This window comes from Chryseobacterium rhizoplanae (assembly GCF_900182655.1).
Lineage (GTDB): Bacteria > Bacteroidota > Bacteroidia > Flavobacteriales > Weeksellaceae > Chryseobacterium > Chryseobacterium rhizoplanae.
On record NZ_FXTC01000015.1, the window covers coordinates 91,397 to 110,770 of the forward strand.

Sequence of the window (19,374 nt, forward strand, 5' to 3'; positions counted from 1 at the left end):
AAGAGCGGATTTTTTTGTTTTGATTCTTTATTTGAGAGGCTTCTTTTGTCTTGGTTTTTGTAAAGTATTGTATAATGCTTCAAGCTCTTTTGGTGGAATACCAGCATCAAAAGTAGCGGAAGTATAGGTAACCCCATTGGAAGTGATAATAATAGTAGCAGCTAAAGCCCTATCGGTATATCTGCCGGTAGTGGGAGACTGAAGATCTGATATTTTGGATAGATTCAGAGCTTCTGCCTGTCTGGAAATGTTCTCCCATTCAGAAAGAGACATTGTCGTTTGGGTTGAATCTCCGTTTAATGTAGCGCTAATAAGGGTGGGTGTATATACAATACTCCGGTTGTTTCCCCGGGTTCTTTCTGTTAATTCGATTTTTTCAATTTTTTGTTGTTTTTCTGATTTGGTTAAATTTTTACTATTTATGTTGTTTTTATTTTGATTAACACAACCAATAGTTGATAAAATTGCAATAATATTAATTATAATAAATTGTATTTTCATTGAATTATTTTTATTTTATTTTGTATTTTGATAAATTATAAGTTGCTTATGGTGGTTTTTTTTGTATGTTTGCTAAAATACAAAAAATATAATAATGAATAACTCTATTATTTCGAGATCTTCTTTAGCTGTCCTATTCTTTATGGGAATCGGATTTTCAAATGCACAGATCAGAGAGGAAACAAAATCTCCGAAACGTCTTACAGAACAAAAGCTGGACCCTAATGGAATTGAAAAATGTGGAACGCTTGAATATGAAGCGAATCTAAAGAGAAAATTTCCTGAGAGACTTACAACAGAACAGTTTGAAAAGTGGCTTGCCCCTTTGATTGAAAAAGCCAATGCCAACAAATCCCAGAACGGAACTGTGATTACAATTCCTGTTGTAGTTCACGTCATCCACAGTGGTCAGGATGTAGGAACTGCTCCTAATATCACAGATGCTCAGGTGATGTCTCAGATTACAGTAATGACTAATGATTTTAGAAGAAAGATTAACACTCCCGGATATAATACTAATCCTGTAGGTGCAGATACTGAAATACAGTTTGTGCTGGCAAAGGTAGACCCTAATGGAAATCCAACCAATGGAATTGACAGAGTGAATCTTTGTAAAGACTATTGGGCGAATGGGGCTCCTCAATATGGATATCAGAATTTTATCAATGATGTTGTAAAAACAAGTACGATTTGGGATCCTACAAAATATATGAATATGTGGAGTGTGGACTTTGCAGATAATGGATTGTTGGGATTTGCTCAGTTTCCGTCTGACTCTGGTCTTCAGGGTCTTAATGCGAATGGAGGCCTTGCCAGTACAGATGGCGTAGTCGCAGGATATTCTACTTTTGGAAGTATGGATTATAATGACGGTACATTTTTAATGCAGGCTGGCTATGACAGAGGAAGAACAATGACTCATGAAGTAGGACATTTCCTTGGGCTTAGACATATCTGGGGAGATGCAGCATGTGGTACTGATTACTGTGCAGATACTCCGACAGCACATGAAGATAATTATGTGTGCGATCCTGCAATCCCAAGTTGTGATGATCCTGCGATTTTTGAAATGGTACAGAACTATATGGATTATACAAATGATACCTGTATGAATATTTATACCATTGATCAGAAGACCAGAGTAAGAGCAGTGATGGACAATTCTCCAAGAAGAATGGAACTTAAAGCATCGAATACAGATCTGCCTATTCCTTTGTTTGCCAATGATGCTGAGATAAAATTTGACGGAGGATGCTCAATAGGAGTCGTTAATTGTGGAGAAGGAGTGCTTCGCCTGCTTATCACCAACAGAGGTACGAGTAACTTGACATCAGCTGTTATTTCTTATTCAATAAATGGAGGAGCTGCTCAAACTTATAATTGGACGGGTAACCTGGCTCAAGATAAATCGGGGGTAATTAATATCCCTGTAAGTGGTTCTGTAGCGTCTTCTCCGGTTTCCTTCTCTCTTACATCTGTTAACGGAGCGACAGATCAGAGAAGCACTAATAACTCTACAAGCGGTAACTATGTAAAGCCAGTAGCCCCTCAATATTTTTCAACCACTACTGTTACCTTTAAGTTGCAGAGAGATAAGTATGGCAAGGAAACGAGATGGAATCTGAAAAACAGTGCGGGACAAGTTGTAAAAGAAGGCAAATATAGTAATACTCAACAAGGACAGCCTACTCCGGCTCTTATTACTCAGGTGTGGACTTTACCTCAGGATTGTTACGCATTTACAATTTCTGATGACTTTGGTGACGGGTTAGAGAATGGGTATGTAGATCTTGCTACAAGTACCGGACAGACCATATTTCATTTAGATAATGAATTTGTTTATCAGACCAAAACATTTACCACACGGGAATCATTAGGAACTGCTGAGGTTAATAAGAATAATAAATTTGGTATATATCCTAATCCGGTTAATGATATTATTAACGTTACCGGACTTTCAGGAGAATCTCAATTTGAAATTCATAATGCTGTAGGGCAGATCGTTAAAAAAGGAAAGGTTAATGATAATCAGATTCGTGTAGCAGACCTTGTAAAAGGAGTGTATGTTATTACAATACAGAACGCTAAAACTTCAGAAAGTATTAAATTTGTTAAGAAGTAATAATACAGAATATATCAATTTTTTAACATAGATGATCCGCCTCTATAATGGGGCGGACTTTTTTTATTAACTGGAAAGTAATAGAAATAAGAAAAGATTTAGAGTCAAGAATACTATGACTTGTACCTATTAATTCGGATGAAAATCTACGATGTAGAGAAGGAAATTTGGAGCACATCAGTACAATAAAAAACCGCTTCATCACTATGAAACGGTTTCTGTTTTTTACAATAGAATAACGCCTTCTATTTTTGCTACTTCTTTATAAATATTCACAACCTGATCTGCATCCAAAACAAATGCATTGATATTGCAGGCCGTGTATTTTCCATTTTTACTTTCGCGGTTTCCCAGTGTAAACTTAATGCCGTCAAAAACTCTGTATATTTCAGTAAGCTTTGACTGGTCTGTAGGAATAATAAATTTAAATAAATAATCTTCCGGAAAATCATGATGATCCTCCAGTTTATCCTTCAAAGACTTGTAAAAATCTTCAGGATTTGCGTGTTGATTTCCTTGTAATATATCCATCTGCAATTATTAATATAATATAAATATAACGAAATTTCTCCTATTTTCCAAATGGCCCCAGGAGAGATTTAGAGTTCTGATGCTCATAATCTTCAATGATATTAAATAACCCATTCACCAGTTGTTCAGAAGCCAGCTGGCTCAATCCACCTGAATTGACCGTATTTTTATTTCCTCCTAAAAGGCTGCCCAGGAAATTGCTTCCTGATAACGCTGTATTGATGGTTTTTACAATTCCATATTCATTCAGTTTCTCATCCACTTTGGGAGCGATTGCTGCAATAAGCTGTTGGGATGTTTTCTCTTTTAAAATTTGTGTTGCGGTAGTTCCCTGCATAATTCTGGTGACATCCTGAGCATTCAGACTGTTAACAGCATCCTGTAAAATAGGTTTTGAAGTATTCACAGTGTAAGCTGCTGCCTGTGCAATATAATCTCTTTCTTTAGCTACCAGTGAAGGAGCAATCTTCTCCAGCGTAGAATTGATATCTCTCAGCTCTTTGGGAAGTGCCTTATCTACCATATTATTCTGCAGAAAAGCCTCTTTGTTTCCGTAAATGCCCATTCCTTTATCAATACCATTAAGCAGAATCCTTTTTATAATAGAAAGCCCCATATCGGATGTGGCTAATGATGTGCAAGATTGCACACTGGTGGTAATAACAGCACCGGTTCCTATGATAAGAGCGGCTGCAATGATATATTTTTTCATTGATCTTTTTATTATTGATTTCTAAATGCTTTTTTGTCAAAAACTGCACCAAAGGTAATTACTATTCTCTATTTAACAAAATATTAAGTTCACATGAATATTTGGTGAATTTTTAAGTTAAAAACGTTAATTTATCATTAATAATATGATATTTAATTGATAATTATTTTAAGTATAAAATTATAAAATTTGATTGGTTACTATTTTTTACATAATAAAAAGAAATAATGTTTAAATATTTAAGATAGTTTAACATTGTTCAATATTTTTTCTATTTTTGGCTAATGTCTTTTTTTGAGATTTTAAATAACTCCACTATTTAGAGACAGGTACAAATTTGAATTTATTTGAATAAAATTGAAACTATATGAAACAAAGTAATTTAAAGTATTCATGTCTCATTGCTGCTTTGTACTTCGGTATGAACGTCAATGCTCAGACTACTCCAAAAGATACTACTGCCAAAGAGCAGAAGATCGAGGAAGTAGTTTTGATCGGATATGGATCTCAGAAAAAAGAAAACGTTACCGGAAGTATCGGAATGGTTTCTGCAAAGGACCTTGCCGATAAACCTAACGCTAACCCGATAAGCTCAATACAAGGTAAATTATCTGGTGTACAGGTTCTGAATTCTGGTACACCAGGGAGTTCTCCGAGAGTAGATATCAGAGGGGTAGGTTCTCTTACTGGTAAAACAGTATTCATCGTTGATGGAATGATCACTGATGACATCTCTTTCCTTGGTCCTCAGGATATTGAATCTATGAGTGTATTGAAAGATCCTTCCAGTTTAGCAATCTTCGGAGCAAGAGCTGCTAACGGAGCTGTAATTATTAAAACAAAAACAGGGAGAGGGAAACCGATATTCAATTTCAATTCTTATTTAGGAATCAAGAAAGTTACCAATGTTCCTAAAATGACTAATTCTGATCAGTATATTGAGCTTTATAACGAAAAGCTGATGAATGATAATGGGAATCTTAATGGTGCACTTTCCAGAGCTAATTTCCCTGCTGATACAGATTGGTTTAATGAGATTTTCAGAACAAGTATCATTAATTCTAATGATTTCTCTGCTTCAGGAAGTTTAGGAAAACTTAATTATTATGCAAGCATAGGAAATCTACAGGATGAAGGAAATATTGCTGCGGGACAGGGTATTAATTCAGGTTCAGGATTTAACAGACTTAATACAAAATTAAATCTTAGTTATAAGATTACGGATAACCTGACCATCGGGAACAATTTCACATTCTCTAAAATGCGTACCGATCAGGCAAAAAATCCTTTATTAAATGCTTATAATGCACCTCCTATCTTTTCTGTGATGAATCCGGGTACAGGAGACTACCAGTTCTTTAATGGATATTCTATTCCTAACCCACGTGCTATATTAGATTTATACCGTTCTCAAAACAGACAGGAGAGGTTATTGAACAATGTATGGGCTGAATATAAATTCTTGAAGGATTTTACTTTGAGAGTAAGCTATACAACAGACAATTATAACACAAATCTTTACGAATATACTCCTACATTTAATTATGTTCCTGTTTCCGATCAGAAGCCTAATAAGCTGATTACAAGAGATTCAAGAAACAGAAATTATATTTGGGACAATACATTAAGCTGGAAAAAATCATTAGGAGATCATAACCTTGAGATTCTTGCCGGTTTTTCCAGAACAAGAAATTCTTATTCCCAAACGTATTTAGAAGCACTTAATGTTAATTATGATGGAACCAATGCTTCGATGAATATTTTTAACGGGACCAATATTATTATGATTGACAAGGACGTAGAAGGCTATGATGTAGTCCCTTATCAGGATAGAATTGAGTCTATGTTTGCCAGAGTAAACTATGATTATAAAGGAAAATATCTGATTAATGGATCGGTTCGTAGAGACGGTACTTCAAAATATTCTTCAGGAGACAGACACAGGGTATTCCCAGCGGTAAGTGCCGGATGGGTAATTTCCAAGGAGAACTTTATGAGCAATCAGAATGTATTCAGCCTTTTGAAGTTAAGAGCAAGCTGGGGTAAATTGGGTAATCCCGATGTAACCAGAGCTTATACTTTAAGAACTACAATTCTTAAAGAAGGTGCTTATTATGGAAATTCAGGAGCGCCTGCACAGACCATTGACAGAGTGATTGATCCAAATATTGGCTGGGAAACTACAACGGGTAGAGATATCGGTTTAGAAATGGGATTATTCAATAACAAATTGAAAATTGATGCAACCTATTTTGATAAAGATACTAAGGATGTAGTATATGGTGTTACACAAGGAACGGTTTCGGGGGCAAGTAACTGGAAAAATTTTATTACCAATGCATATTCATTTAATAACAGAGGTTTTGAAGTTTCAGTAAATTATGATACGAAAATTTCTGAAAAAGTGAAATTAGGAGTATATGGTAACCTTACTACTCTTAAAAATAAAATTACATCTGTATATCAAGGTTCATACCTTGAAACAGGAGCAAGTTTATTTGGAAACTCTATTGTAAGACTGCAAAACGGACAGTCTGTAGGAGCATATTATGGATATGAGGTAACTGGGGTATTCCAGTCTGATGCAGAAGCTGCTGCTTCCGGTCAAACCGGAGCAAAAGCGGGGTGGCTAAAATTTGCTGATATAGACGGAAACGGAGTTATTGACACCAGAGATAAAACATTCTTAGGAAGCCCGATTCCAAAAGGAACTTATGGATTCGGAGTTAATTTAAGTGTTCATGATTTTGATATTGCTGTAGACTTCCAGGGGGTATTCGGTAACAAAATTTATAACTATAACCGTGAACAGCGTTATGGAAATGAAAACTGGGATCTTGATTTCTACAACAACAGATGGCATGGGGCAGGAACTTCCAATGCATATCCGATGACTACCAACAACCAGTCCATTATTCTTCCAAGTAGTTTCTTTGTGGAAGATGGAAGCTATTTCAGAATCAGAAATATTACTGTAGGATACAACCTTCCTAAAGACTTTGCAAAATCTTTATTGCTTACTAAATTTAGATTGTATTTAAGCGCTCAGAACCCTTGGACAAGCTTTAAATATAATGGCTTTTCACCAGAGATTGTGAATACGGACAGAGTACAAATGGGGGTTGATAATAATATTTATCCAATTTCAGCCATTTATACAATCGGTATGAATTTAACATTTTAATTAGAAGAACATGAAAAAAATATTTTTATCAATCGCTTTATTTTCACTTGTAATAAGTTGTAAAGACGATTATCTGGATATAAAACAGGAAGGAGTAACAGAAGCAGATTCCTTTTTCAAAACTCAGGATGATGCCATGCAGGCTACAAATGCAATTTATGTGTTTTTAAGAAGCTGGGAAAATTCTGCATTTCCTTATCAGTTTGTATTTGGTGTACCGGCAGATGATGTGGTAAAAGGATCTAATCCTGGAGACGCTTCTTTTATTAATGCGTATGACCAATTTACTTATACCGTAAGTGATGATGGAGTTAGAGGATATTGGATCGGACAATGGCAGGCAGTGAACAGATGTAACCAGGTGATTACAAATGTTCCGAAAATTGATATGGATGCCACTTTAAAAACAAGATTGATTGCAGAAGCAAAAATGCTGAGAGCTTATTTTTACTTTAACTTACTGAGAATCTACGGCGGCGTTCCAATCTTTGACGGAATTCCTTCTACTTATACAGTTCCTAGAAACTCTGCGGAAGAAGTGTATAACTTTATTATTTCGGATCTTACCAGTGCAGCAGAGATTCTTCCTCAGACTTATGCTGCTGCTGATCTTGGAAGAGTTACCAAAGGAGCTGCTTTAGGACTGCTTTCGAAGGTTTATCTTTATAAAAAAGACTGGCAGAAGGCTTATGATACTTCTAATCAGGTGATGTCTATGGGATATGATTTAGATCCTGACTTCAATCACTTATTCAGAATCGCAGGAGAATTTGGAAAAGAATCTGTATTTGAAGTGAACTGTGATTGTTCCACTCAGTTCGGAGGAAGCCAATATGCAGAAGTACAGGGTGTAAGAAACCAATTTGGATGGGGATTCTTTACACCTTCTCAGGCATTGGAAAATGCATTTGAGTCTGGTGATATAAGAAAAGAGCTTACTATTCTTAGAAATGGAGAAACTACTCCGGAAGGAGATCTTATTGCAATGGGGGATCCAAACTCTGTAACAACATTTAATCAAAAAGTATATGTTCCTAAAGCTTTGAATAACAGTGCTTGTGCTTACGGATCAAAACAGAATATCAGAATTTTAAGATTTGCAGAAATCCTTTTAATTAATGCAGAGGCAGCTAACGAGTTGGGTAATACCGCTACAGCAATTGCTAATCTCAACAAAGTAAGAACCAGAGCTCAGTTAGGAGGTACAACAGCATCAACACAAGCTGCTCTAAGAACTGCAATCTGGCATGAAAGACGAGTGGAACTTGCTATGGAAGGTGACCGTTTCGTAGACCTTGTAAGAACGGGGCAGGCAGCTACTGTACTTTCTTCTTATGGATTCAAAGCAGGGAAGAATGAATTATTCCCGATTCCACTGGATGCAATGAATGCAAGTTTAGGATTGTTCACACAGAACCCTGGCTATTAAAATAAACCATAAACATTAGAGGAGAATGAAAGTTCTCCTCTTCTTTTAGTTAGAAACCCTATAAAAAGAGATCTCATGAAAAGGAACGTATTATCAATGGCTATCACCTCTTTATTTTTTGTGTATTCCTGTAAAAATGCTCCTGTGGCAAAACAGGAAGTTGGAAAAACTGAAGCTGTAAAAAGTACTATTACTGATGAACAGCTTATGGATAGAGTACAGAAAGATGCTTTGAAGTATTTCTGGGATTATGCAGAACCTAATTCAATGTTAGGAAGAGAGCGTTATCACGAAGATAATATCTATCCGGATAATGATAAACATGTTATCACTACAGGAGGTTCAGGCTTTGGGCTGGCAACCATTCTTGTGGGAACAGAAAGAGGATTTGTTCCGAGAAAAGAAGCCGTAAAAAGACTTACTCATATCATGGATTTCCTGGCTAAGGCAGATCGCCATAAAGGTGCCTGGTCACACTGGATCAATGGGGAAACCGGAAAGACGGTTCCTTTTGGCAAAAAAGATAATGGCGGGGATCTTGTGGAAACCGCATTCCTTACCTCTGGAATACTGATGGTCCGTGAATACTTTAAAAACGGAAACGCAGAAGAAAAAGCACTCGCCGCAAAATGTGATGAGCTATGGAAAGGAATTCAGTGGAACTGGTATACAAAAGGAGGCGAAAAAGTTCTCTATTGGCACTGGTCACCGGAATACCAATGGGAAATGAACTTTCCTCTTGAAGGATATAATGAATGCCTGATTACCTATATTCTGGCCGCATCTTCACCTACGTATTCCATTGATGCAGAAACCTATTACAAAGGCTGGACGAGAAACGGAACCTACCTTACAGACAAAACAAAATACGGATTGCCTCTGTATGTAAAACACAATTACGCTGAAGAATATGGCGGACCGCTTTTCTGGGCGCAATATTCATATATCGGACTGGATCCTACGGGATTGTCTGATAAGCTTGTCAAAAACTATTTTGATATCAATAAAAATCAAACCCTTATCGACTACAAATACTGTGTTGAAAACCCAAAACAATGGAAAGGTTACGGACCCAACTATTGGGGATTGACAGCCGGTTATACCAGAAATGAGGATGGAAGCACAGGATACACGGCTCACATGCCTACTAATGATAATGGAGTAATAACTCCTACAGCAGCATTGAGCAGTTTCCCTTATACCCCGAAAGAATCAATGGCTTTCCTTAGATTTATTTATACTCAGAAACCTGAATTTATAGGATCCGCAGGCCCTTATGATGCTACCTCTATCAATTATAACAATTGGTTTACCCCAAGATATCTGGCGATAGATCAGGGAACAATAGCACCAATGATTGAAAACTACAGATCGGGATTCCTTTGGAAATTATTTATGAATGCTCCTGAAATTCAACAGGGATTAAAAAAACTAAGCTTCCAGTCAGCCAAATACGGAATAAAATAAATTCAGTATAAATGGGCTTTAGCCAAAACCGAAATAACAATATGAAATTAAAACTGAAACATATTCCTCTTTTACTGCTGCCATTTTCATTGAATGTGAATGCACAGGAGATAAAAGCAGAACTCAATAAAGAAATTAAAAGACAGGAAAAAATATCCTATATTCTGGATTATCCTAAAAATACAAAAGGAAATGTACCATTAATAGTCTTTCTTCACGGTTCAGGAGAACGCGGAACTAATCTTGATTTAGTCAAAGCTCACAGTCCGTTCACCTATAAAAACCTGATCAAAGAACCGGTAGCTATTCTGGCTCCTCAATGTCCGGAAGGAACATGGTGGGATACGGTTACCGTGTATAATCTGATCAAAGAAATTCAGAAGAAGTATAAAATTGATGCTTCCCGAATCTATCTTACAGGACTTTCTATGGGAGGATGGGGAACTTTGAAACTTGCCATGGAGCATCCGGAAATGTTTGCTGCTGTGGCTTCAGTTTGTGCTCCTACAGATCAGGTAATGACCGCTAATATTCATCAATTTAAAGATTTGAATATGAAAATATTTCATGGCGGAATGGATGATATCGTATTACCTGCCAATGCCTTTAATTTTTACCAAAAACTGCATCCGGTAAATCCAACCGCAGAATTGGTTATTTTCCCGAATGATAATCATAATTCTTGGGATTCTGCTTATTCAAATCCGCAGCTCTATGAATGGATGCTGTCTAAAAAGAAAGAAAAGTAATATGATACACACAATGATCGAAAGATAAACCCATCGAATTAAAGCAAAAAATATAAACAATAATTTAAGAAGATAGATTTATGAAAAAGTTAATTGTAATCGCCACCTTAGCATTGGCACCTGTATTTTCAGCGCAGGAAATGGTAACAAAGCCCGTTCAGTCTTATCAGACGGCTCAATATCAGGCTAAAAAGAAAGCTTTTGTAGACAATCTTTTAGCTAAAATGACATTAGACGAAAAAATTGGCCAGATGAACCTGCCGACTTCCGGAGATTTTACTACAGGGCAGGCACAAAGTTCTGATATCGGAAAGAAAGTAGAGCAGGGACTGGTAGGAGGTCTATTCAATATAAAAGGAGCAGATAAAATAAAAGCTGTTCAAAAAGTAGCTGTAGAAAAAAGCCGTCTGAAAATTCCGATGATTTTCGGGATGGATGTTATTCACGGGTATGAAACTACTTTCCCTATTCCTTTGGGATTGGCTGCTTCATGGGATATGAATCTTGTACAGCAGTCTGCCAAAGTAGCCGCCAGAGAAGCTGCTTCAGACGGAATTAACTGGACATTCTCTCCAATGGTAGATATTTCCCGTGAACCAAGATGGGGAAGAGTATCAGAAGGTTCCGGTGAAGATCCGTATTTAGGAAGTGAAATTTCTAAAAATATGGTATATGGTTACCAGGGGAAAGATCTTGCTAATGGAACCAATATCTTAGCATGTGTAAAACACTTTGCACTCTACGGAGCCGGAGAAGCGGGAAGAGATTACAACACGGTTGATATGAGCCATGTAAGAATGTTCAATGAATATTTTCCTCCTTACAAAGCTGCAGTAGATGCAGGTGTAGCTTCTGTGATGGCTTCATTCAATGAGGTGGATGGTGTTCCTGCAACAGGAAACAGATGGCTTCAGACTGAAGTATTGAGAAATTTATGGAAGTTTAAAGGCTTTGTAGTAACAGACTATACCGGCATCAATGAAATGGTAGACCATGGTATGGGAGACCTTCAGCAGGTTTCTGCTTTAGCTTTAAAAGCAGGTGTTGACATGGATATGGTTGGAGAAGGTTTTTTAACAACATTAAAAAAATCTCTGGCAGAAGGAAAAGTGACACAAGCTGAAATTGATATGGCGGCAAGAAGAATTCTTGAAGCAAAATATGACTTGGGTTTATTTGATAATCCATATAAACATGGAGATGCCAAATTAGCAGCAAAAGAAGTCTATAATATGGAAAACCGTAATATAGCAAGAAGTGCAGCTGCCCAATCAATGGTGTTATTGAAAAATGAAAATCAGGTGTTGCCTTTAAAAAAATCCGGAACGGTAGCGGTAATCGGACCATTGGTAAATAATTCTATGAATATGGCCGGAACATGGAGTGTTGCTACTAAACATGCCTCTTCAGTTTCTTTAATGCAGGGATTACAATCCAACTACGGAAAAGAAGTTAAGTTTTTATCAGCAAAAGGAGCAAACATAGACTATGATGCTAAATTAGAAGAAATCTATGCAGCTCACGGGAAGAAAACAGACAGAGACAACCGTTCCAAAGAAGAACTTTTAAAAGAAGCTGTGGACGTTGCCAACAAAGCTGACGTTATTGTTCTTGCGATTGGAGAATCTGCGGAAATGAGTGGTGAATCCTCTTCAAGAACAGAAATTACCATTCCTCAGTCTCAGGTTGATTTATTAAATGAATTAAAGAAAACCGGGAAACCTATTGCCATGGTTCTTTTCACAGGTCGCCCATTGGCTTTAACCAATGTAAAAGATACTCCGGATTCTATTTTGAATGCATGGTTTGCAGGATCTGAAGCAGGAAATGCAATTGCTGATGTTCTGTTCGGAAAAGTAAATCCATCAGGAAAACTTCCAATGACCTTCCCAAGAAGTCTCGGTCAGGTTCCAATTTATTATAATGCTAAAAATACAGGTCGTCCGCTAAGTCAGGATAAAGTAGATAAATGTACTTACGAAAGGTTCCGTTCCAACTATATGGATGAGTGCAATACACCGTTGTATTCTTTTGGTTATGGATTAAGTTATACAAAGTTCAATTATTCTGATATTACAGTATCCAATACCAATCCGAAAGGAGATCAGACAATTCAGGCATCCGTTACAGTAACCAACAATGGAAATTATGATGGTGCTGAGGTGGTGCAGCTGTATATCAGAGATATGGTAGGTAGTATTACAAGACCTGTAAAAGAATTAAAAGGTTTCCAGAAAATATTTTTGAAAAAAGGAGAATCTAAAAAAGTAACTTTTGATATTACTCCTGAAAACCTGAAGTTCTATAACGGAGATTTGAAATATGACTGGGAATCAGGTGAATTCGATATTATGATCGGAACTAATTCTACTGACGTGAAGCATTCAAAGATCAATTGGACTAAATAATAAAAGTAAAAAGTATTCACAGAAATGTGTATTATATCTTTTTTGGCACGATTTTTAATAATAATTCGGGTAATTATTATATACAAATTGACATGAAAAAAACACTTTTATTAAGTACAATGTTCCTTGGATCTTTAGCTATTGCACAAAATACACATGTAGTAGGAGGTGATAGAGATGCACATGGATGTATTGGTTCTGCAGGATATACTTATTCTCAAATTAAGAAAGACTGTATAAGAACGTTTGAACAGAAAATAAAGTTAACAGAAGTAGCTCCGAAAGAAAGTTCTACTTCAATAGCTGCAGTGATTTTCAGTAAAGACATGAAAAAAGCTGAGGTTTTTGTAAAAGATGCCGGTGAAAGAAGCATTATCCTTACCCGAGCAGGAGGTAGAGCCAAAGCATGGAAAAAGGATGGTTATGTATTGGTTCCTTACAAAAAAAACGGATACCAGCTTAAAAAGGATAATATTGTGATCTACCAATAAGATCAGATTTCAAAATGAAAAACCACTCGAAAGAGTGGTTTTTTTTGTACCTTAGAGGAATTAACTAATACCCTATTTAGGGATTTAGTTCTATCAATCAGAAAACAAAAATTTACCACATGAAAAAAACAATTTTACTCAGCACAATGTTCCTTGGATCCTTAATGTTTGCACAAAAACAAGCTCCTGTTCTAGGAGGCGATAGAGATGTTCACGGCTGTATTGGCTCTGCAGGATATACCTATTCACAGTTAAAAAATAGTTGTATACAAACTTTCAATCAGAAAATAAAACTGAAAGAAGTAAACACAGATAAAAGTTATACCTCAATGACGGCAGTAATTTTCACGAAAGACATGAAAAAAGCCGAAGTTTTTATTCCGGATGGAGCTGCAAAAAGTATTATCCTGAATAAAGGAGGAAAAGAGAAAATCTGGAAAAGCGGATCTCATATTAAAGACAGTTATGTTTTAACTCCTTATAAAAAAAGTTACCAGATCAAAAAGAATGATGAAGTAATTTATCAGTAAGATCAGATTTCAAAAAATAGGCAAACCACTCGAAAGAGTGGTTTTTTTTATGCTGTATATTCATTAGTTTCAAAATAGATTTTTAGGCGACAAGTTTTGTCGTTATGCAGAGATAATTTTGCACCAGGATAAGATAAATCTTAATATGCTTTAAAGAGGATTTAACAATAAATAGTATGATTTACAGCATACCACATTAAAATAATTTTCATGTCTTAAAAAGTGTTAAATTCGCGAAGTTTTAAGAAACTAATTACTAACTCAAAAAAACAACAATACGGGAATGAAAAAAATCTATCTCGGAGCGCTCACTTATGCGCTATTCTGGACACATCTGCTCAGGAAGTGGTATGGCAGAAAGATATCAAATCCTCTACCCAGGATTTTCTTAGCCAGGTTACTACAACCATCGATCAGCAGTATCTTATCACGGGAAGCTCTATCCAAAGCGATAAGCAGCAGACTTCAGGAAATAAGCAAAATAATGGTTACGATTTTCATTTGGTAAAATTAAACCAGCAGGGGAATGAAGTCTGGGAGAAATACTTCTCAGGATCAAATCATGATTATTTGTCAGCTACAGTAACCACACAGGATGGTGGATTTTTATTGGCCGGAACCTCTTATTCAGGAAAAGGTTTGGATAAAAAAGAGGATTCCAAAGGAGGATCTGATATCTGGCTGATCAGAATCAATGAATTCGGTGATGAATTATGGCAAAAGACACGGAAGCTCTTCTGATGAAGAAGCAAAAGCTGTTTTCAGACTACAGACTTAGGATTCTTTGTCGCTTGTGTCTGCATTATATCTGGGATAGACTTCCAAGGTTATAATAATCAACTACTAAAATTATTTTTCCATCATTAAACATTAAAACTTTAAAAATGATAAATAGTAAAATTTTCACTTTCTTATTTTGCTCTGCAACTTTATATATGAATGCACAACAGAATAAGACAGGTGAGCAAAATAATATCGGCAAGGCTACTAATGTAGTTCCGCCAACTCCGCAGGCCGACGAAATGACTCGATACGGAAATCAGCCATTAAATGAATATAAAGGAATGGCTCAGATCAATATTCCTGTCGCTGAAATAAGGGAAAAAAATATATTCAATAAAGTTGAATTAAATTATTCAAAATTGGGTGTAAAAGTAAATGATTTACCTAATAATGTTGGAATAAGCTGGTTCTTAGATGCAGGAGGGGTTATAACAAGAACAATTAATGATCTTCCTGATGAAATGCAGGTATCCTCTAATCGATTAATGTTTAATACTTCATCTGAGATTGAGAATTTAGTCAATATACCGGATGGATCAAACAATTCATTATTGGTGAAATCATATTTTACAGATGATTCTTACGATAATGAAATTGATATATTTAGTATTTCGGTAAATGGATTGACAGGGAAATTTTATTTAGATAAGAATTTAAATCCGGTTTTAACTACAGACAGTCATCAGTTCAAAATTGAAACTATAGGGGATTTTAAAACGACACATCAGTTTGTATTAACTACTTATGATGGTATTAAATATTATTTTGGAGGAGAAACTGCCATTGAGAAAACTTGGATTCGTGATGCAACTATATACTCAGGATATACAGGTTTTTATTTAACAAAAATCACTAATGTTGAAAATAATGAAATTACTTTTGAATATCAGAATATTGGTGCGAAGTCATTTTTAAACTCAATAACAGAAAGAAAAGTACTTAGGTCTCAGGAATTAAATGGTACTGTTTGTCAGGGAAATGGATCAGCTGCTATTTCAGACTATGTCAAAGAAAGTAATATTTTAAGAATTCAGGATGCAAGAGTTTTAATAAAAATAAAAAGCAAAGAAAAAACAATAAATTTTAATTATAATAATGTGAATGGTGTTTATTATAATAAAATTTCATCCATTGATATTGTCAATAATTTTTCAAATAAAAAATACCAGCAAATAAGTTTTGAATATTTGGATCTATACTCACAATTAAACCCTTCCGTTCTTGAACGGTTTTTTTTAACTAAGATAAAAAAATATAACTTTAAGGGAGATACCCCGGTATTTGATAACGAATATTCGTTCTCTTATGATGACCCTCAGGGGTTACCGGATAAATACAGCTATAATGCTGATGTATTTGGGTACTTTAACAATAAATTTAATTCTACATTAATCCCGAATTTGAAATTGTTAGGACTTTCTAATTTTTCTTATGCTGTTGGTGATTTATATGGCTATGCAGACAGGACTTCTGATTTTTCATCAGCAAAAAAAGGAACATTAACCTCTATTTCCTACCCTACAAAAGGAACCACTTTTTTTGATTATGAAGCCAGACCACAAAAATATGCTCTTTTACAAAGTAAAAATGGAGAAGTTCGTAGCAATCCTTATGATGTTCCCATAACAGAAAGTACGGCAACATTAGATGGAAGTAGTATTATTGATAATCAACTGGCCTTTGATTTAGTGATTACACAAAATGAAATTACTTCTATAACCACAATGCTGGAAGTTAATTTAAAAATTCTGGATGAGGTTACAGGCAGCGTGTTACTGAATGAGGTAATTAATTTGCCCAAAACTACACAAGCTGATATAGACAATGGTTCCAGAACAAAAAACAAAAGTTTGACTTTTACCACTGATCCAACTAAGAGATATATTGTAAAATTATCATTGGTACCAAAACCTAATGTTAACTATATGGGTACTTTTATGGTTTCGTACAAAAGTGGCTATGGGAGTCAGAATATAGCAGGCCTGAGATTAAAAAAGACCTATGATGTTGATGAAAATAATACCATTACCAATATAAAAAGAGTATATTATTCTTCATTTAAAGATATCAACAATGTAAATCTTTTATCTACGACTCTTTATCCTACAAACTATACTACATCGCAATATACTGTAGAAAGTTGTACTGGAGGGATGGTTCTTGTGCCTTTAGCGTATAATCACGATTTTGAATCATCAGAACTTATAGGTCCTTTTTCTGATTACTTTATGTACCCATCATATCCTAACGTTACGATTAGCTATGGAGGTGATAATTTTGAGAAAGGTGGAGAACAAAAAATATTTAGTAATGGATATCATCAAGATCAATTCATTATTAGAACGCCTGTGATGCCTGTATTTGACGGAAGTTATCAGAATTTTTTTGGTTCTGACGGTTATTTAGGAAGTGTAGTTTCAAATACAGTAAGTTCAATGGATAAAAGTTTTTCTTATGACGATTTTAATGGAAAACTTCTTGAAAATAGAGTTTTTTCTAAATCAGCATCAGGACAGTTATTTCTTAAAAGTAAAACATCAAATAATTATGACCTGAAAATCTTAAAAACCGTTTACGATTTACGAGGTAAAGAAGCATATGCATTATTTTCTTCACATGTAAATTTGCCTCTGGAGACAATTATTTCTAATTATAATATGGTGTCATTACCCAAAGAAAGTTATTATTCAATTCTTTCCAATACAAAAAATACTGAATATTATGAAAACGTACCTGTAGATATACAAGATGATACTCCTTACAAAAAGCTTATGACTACCATAGAATATTTATATAACAATACTTCTCATTACCAGCTGACTTCCCAGAAAACTACTTTTCCTGACAATTCACTATCTAATACCATCTTTAAATATGCTCATGAGAAAGGGAATCAACGTCTGATTAATGCAAATATGATTGGTATTCCTTTAGAAACTGAAACAACACAAACTATTGGAACTGCCACAAAAATACTTTCTAAAACAGAAACAAAATACGATAACCCATTGAACTTACTCCCAAGTTCTGTCCTATCTACAGATTTACAAAATGTTACTTCTACAGAAGTAATATATGATCAATATGATTTAAAAGGAAACTTACAGCAGTATACCACAAAAGATGGTATTTCAACGGTTATTATCTGGGGCTATAACCTGACCCAGCCTATTGCTAAGATTGAAGGAGCTAAATTAACAGATATCCAGCAATCATTAATTGATTCCATTGTTACTGCTTCCAATACAGATGCATCAGCAGGATTAAATAATGATGAGACAGCATTTTTATCAGCATTGAGTTCATTCAGAGCTAATATGGCCTTATCTGCTTATCAGATTACCACTTTTACGTATGATCCTTTAGTAGGAGTAAGAAGCATCACCCCACCATCCGGAATCAGAGAAAGCTATGTCTATGATTCGGCTAACAGGCTTGAAAAAGTGATAGATGTGAATGGCAAAGTGCTGAAGGAGATGAAATACAACTATAAAAACTAAACACAAACATGAAAAAACTTATAATTCCTATAGGAATTCTCATCATAGGAACAACCCAGGCGCAGCTTACTAGTACAGAAAATTATGTGTATTCCAAGACGTATCTGTCCGATCCTACCCTTGCCAATGTTAAAACCTCCGAAACGGTTCAGTATTTTGACGGACTGGGAAGACCCAAACAAATAGTAGGTGTAAAAGCCTCTCCATTGGGTAAAGATGTAGTTACTCCCATTAAATACGACCAGTTCGGAAGACAGGTTCAGGACTATCTTCCTGTTCCCCAGGGAGGAACGCTCAACGGAGCCATTACCCCTGATCCATTATCCAATGTGAGCAGTACCCCTTATGGTTCAGAGAAAATTTATTCAGAGAAGATTCTGGAAAACTCACCGTTAGACAGGATTCAGCAGCAGATTCAGGTGGGTACAGCATGGAGTACAAAACCTGTACAATTTGGATATGATGCCAATGCAGATGGTGAGGTTAAAAAATATACCGCCACTTTTAACTATACCAATTTTACTTCCCAACTCACTTTATCCGGCTCCTACGGAATAGGACAGCTGTATAAAAATACAGTTACCGATGAAGATGGCAACTCAACCATTGAGTTCAAAAATGGACAGGGACAGGTGGTATTGGTCAGAAAAGCAATCAGTGCTACAGACAATGCAGATACCTATTATGTTTACAATAATTATAACCAGCTGGCTTTTGTGATCCCCCCCAAAGCTTCTGTAGAAGCAGATCCCAATACCGTATTGAATGAGTTATGTTACCAGTATAAATATGACGGAAGAAACCGTCTGGTAGAAAAGAAACTGCCCGGAAAAGGCTGGGAATATATGGTGTATGACAAACAGGACAGGCTGATCATGACCCAGGACGCTGTCATGGGAGCATTAAAACAATGGCTTTTTACCAAATATGATCAATTTGGAAGGCCAGCCTACACTGGACTCTATAC

At 35.7% G+C, this 19,374-nt stretch carries 14 protein-coding genes; 11 read left to right on the forward strand and 3 right to left on the reverse strand.

Annotation, left to right across the window (positions count from 1 at the left end; translation table 11 throughout):
* Positions 1-27 precede the first annotated feature (27 nt).
* The gene (locus tag FN817_RS22160; protein ID WP_142719819.1) at positions 28-273 is read right to left on the reverse strand and encodes a hypothetical protein; all 246 of its coding nucleotides are present in this window, start codon (positions 271-273) and stop codon (positions 28-30) included.
* Between the two features lie 322 nt (positions 274-595).
* Between FN817_RS22160 and FN817_RS22165 the strand changes: the two genes are divergently transcribed.
* Positions 596-2,623, forward strand: coding sequence for a M43 family zinc metalloprotease (locus FN817_RS22165; protein WP_142719820.1), 2,028 nt, complete (start codon positions 596-598; stop codon positions 2,621-2,623).
* A gap of 225 nt (positions 2,624-2,848) precedes the next feature.
* Here the strand turns inward: FN817_RS22165 and FN817_RS22170 are convergent, their stop codons facing one another.
* Both FN817_RS22170 and FN817_RS22175 read right to left on the reverse strand, forming a co-directional pair.
* The gene (locus FN817_RS22170) at positions 2,849-3,154 is read right to left on the reverse strand and encodes a DUF493 family protein (RefSeq protein WP_047421595.1); all 306 of its coding nucleotides are present in this window, start codon (positions 3,152-3,154) and stop codon (positions 2,849-2,851) included.
* A 40-nt stretch (positions 3,155-3,194) separates the two neighbouring features.
* Positions 3,195-3,866: a DUF4197 family protein gene (locus tag FN817_RS22175; RefSeq protein ID WP_142719821.1), complete on the reverse strand. Its 672-nt coding sequence runs from the start codon at positions 3,864-3,866 to the stop codon at positions 3,195-3,197.
* Between the two features lie 367 nt (positions 3,867-4,233).
* Here FN817_RS22175 and FN817_RS22180 point away from each other — a divergent pair, with 367 nt between their 5' ends.
* The 10 genes from FN817_RS22180 to FN817_RS22225 all read left to right on the forward strand — a co-directional run.
* The gene (locus FN817_RS22180) at positions 4,234-7,050 is read left to right on the forward strand and encodes a SusC/RagA family TonB-linked outer membrane protein (RefSeq protein ID WP_142719822.1); all 2,817 of its coding nucleotides are present in this window, start codon (positions 4,234-4,236) and stop codon (positions 7,048-7,050) included.
* Positions 7,051-7,060: 10 nt separating this feature from the next.
* Positions 7,061-8,479: a RagB/SusD family nutrient uptake outer membrane protein gene (locus FN817_RS22185; RefSeq protein ID WP_142719823.1), complete on the forward strand. Its 1,419-nt coding sequence runs from the start codon at positions 7,061-7,063 to the stop codon at positions 8,477-8,479.
* Between the two features lie 75 nt (positions 8,480-8,554).
* A complete protein-coding gene (locus FN817_RS22190; RefSeq protein WP_142719824.1) occupies positions 8,555-9,946 on the forward strand; it encodes a glucoamylase family protein in 1,392 nt (463 codons plus the stop codon).
* Between the two features lie 41 nt (positions 9,947-9,987).
* Positions 9,988-10,695, forward strand: coding sequence for a carboxylesterase family protein (locus tag FN817_RS22195; protein WP_142719825.1), 708 nt, complete (start codon positions 9,988-9,990; stop codon positions 10,693-10,695).
* An 80-nt stretch (positions 10,696-10,775) separates the two neighbouring features.
* Positions 10,776-13,103 (forward strand): beta-glucosidase BglX, encoded by a 2,328-nt coding sequence (bglX, locus tag FN817_RS22200; RefSeq protein WP_142719826.1) that lies wholly within the window; start codon positions 10,776-10,778, stop codon positions 13,101-13,103.
* A 92-nt stretch (positions 13,104-13,195) separates the two neighbouring features.
* Entirely contained in the window at positions 13,196-13,594 is a 399-nt protein-coding gene (locus FN817_RS22205) for a hypothetical protein (RefSeq protein WP_142719827.1), read from the forward strand.
* A 119-nt stretch (positions 13,595-13,713) separates the two neighbouring features.
* Positions 13,714-14,124, forward strand: a complete 411-nt coding sequence (locus FN817_RS22210; protein WP_142719828.1) for a hypothetical protein — start codon at positions 13,714-13,716, stop codon at positions 14,122-14,124.
* Positions 14,125-14,346: 222 nt separating this feature from the next.
* Positions 14,347-14,865, forward strand: coding sequence for a hypothetical protein (locus FN817_RS22215; protein WP_228451639.1), 519 nt, complete (start codon positions 14,347-14,349; stop codon positions 14,863-14,865).
* A 143-nt stretch (positions 14,866-15,008) separates the two neighbouring features.
* Entirely contained in the window at positions 15,009-18,407 is a 3,399-nt protein-coding gene (locus FN817_RS22220) for a hypothetical protein (RefSeq protein WP_142719829.1), read from the forward strand.
* A gap of 8 nt (positions 18,408-18,415) precedes the next feature.
* Positions 18,416-19,374 (forward strand): DUF6443 domain-containing protein (locus FN817_RS22225; RefSeq protein WP_228451640.1); only part of this gene is annotated, 959 nt, incomplete at its 3' end.

What these genes read in the sequence shown, in the direction of transcription:
- FN817_RS22160 (WP_142719819.1), bottom strand. Translation starts at nt 273, where the DNA reads ATGTCTCTTTCTGAATGGGAGAACATTTCCAGACAGGCAGAAGCTCTG.
- FN817_RS22165 (WP_142719820.1), top strand. Translation starts at nt 596, where the DNA reads ATGAATAACTCTATTATTTCGAGATCTTCTTTAGCTGTCCTATTCTTT.
- FN817_RS22170 (WP_047421595.1), bottom strand. Translation starts at nt 3,154, where the DNA reads ATGGATATATTACAAGGAAATCAACACGCAAATCCTGAAGATTTTTAC.
- FN817_RS22175 (WP_142719821.1), bottom strand. Translation starts at nt 3,866, where the DNA reads ATGAAAAAATATATCATTGCAGCCGCTCTTATCATAGGAACCGGTGCT.
- FN817_RS22180 (WP_142719822.1), top strand. Translation starts at nt 4,234, where the DNA reads ATGAAACAAAGTAATTTAAAGTATTCATGTCTCATTGCTGCTTTGTAC.
- FN817_RS22185 (WP_142719823.1), top strand. Translation starts at nt 7,061, where the DNA reads ATGAAAAAAATATTTTTATCAATCGCTTTATTTTCACTTGTAATAAGT.
- FN817_RS22190 (WP_142719824.1), top strand. Translation starts at nt 8,555, where the DNA reads ATGAAAAGGAACGTATTATCAATGGCTATCACCTCTTTATTTTTTGTG.
- FN817_RS22195 (WP_142719825.1), top strand. Translation starts at nt 9,988, where the DNA reads ATGAAATTAAAACTGAAACATATTCCTCTTTTACTGCTGCCATTTTCA.
- bglX (WP_142719826.1), top strand. Translation starts at nt 10,776, where the DNA reads ATGAAAAAGTTAATTGTAATCGCCACCTTAGCATTGGCACCTGTATTT.
- FN817_RS22205 (WP_142719827.1), top strand. Translation starts at nt 13,196, where the DNA reads ATGAAAAAAACACTTTTATTAAGTACAATGTTCCTTGGATCTTTAGCT.
- FN817_RS22210 (WP_142719828.1), top strand. Translation starts at nt 13,714, where the DNA reads ATGAAAAAAACAATTTTACTCAGCACAATGTTCCTTGGATCCTTAATG.
- FN817_RS22220 (WP_142719829.1), top strand. Translation starts at nt 15,009, where the DNA reads ATGATAAATAGTAAAATTTTCACTTTCTTATTTTGCTCTGCAACTTTA.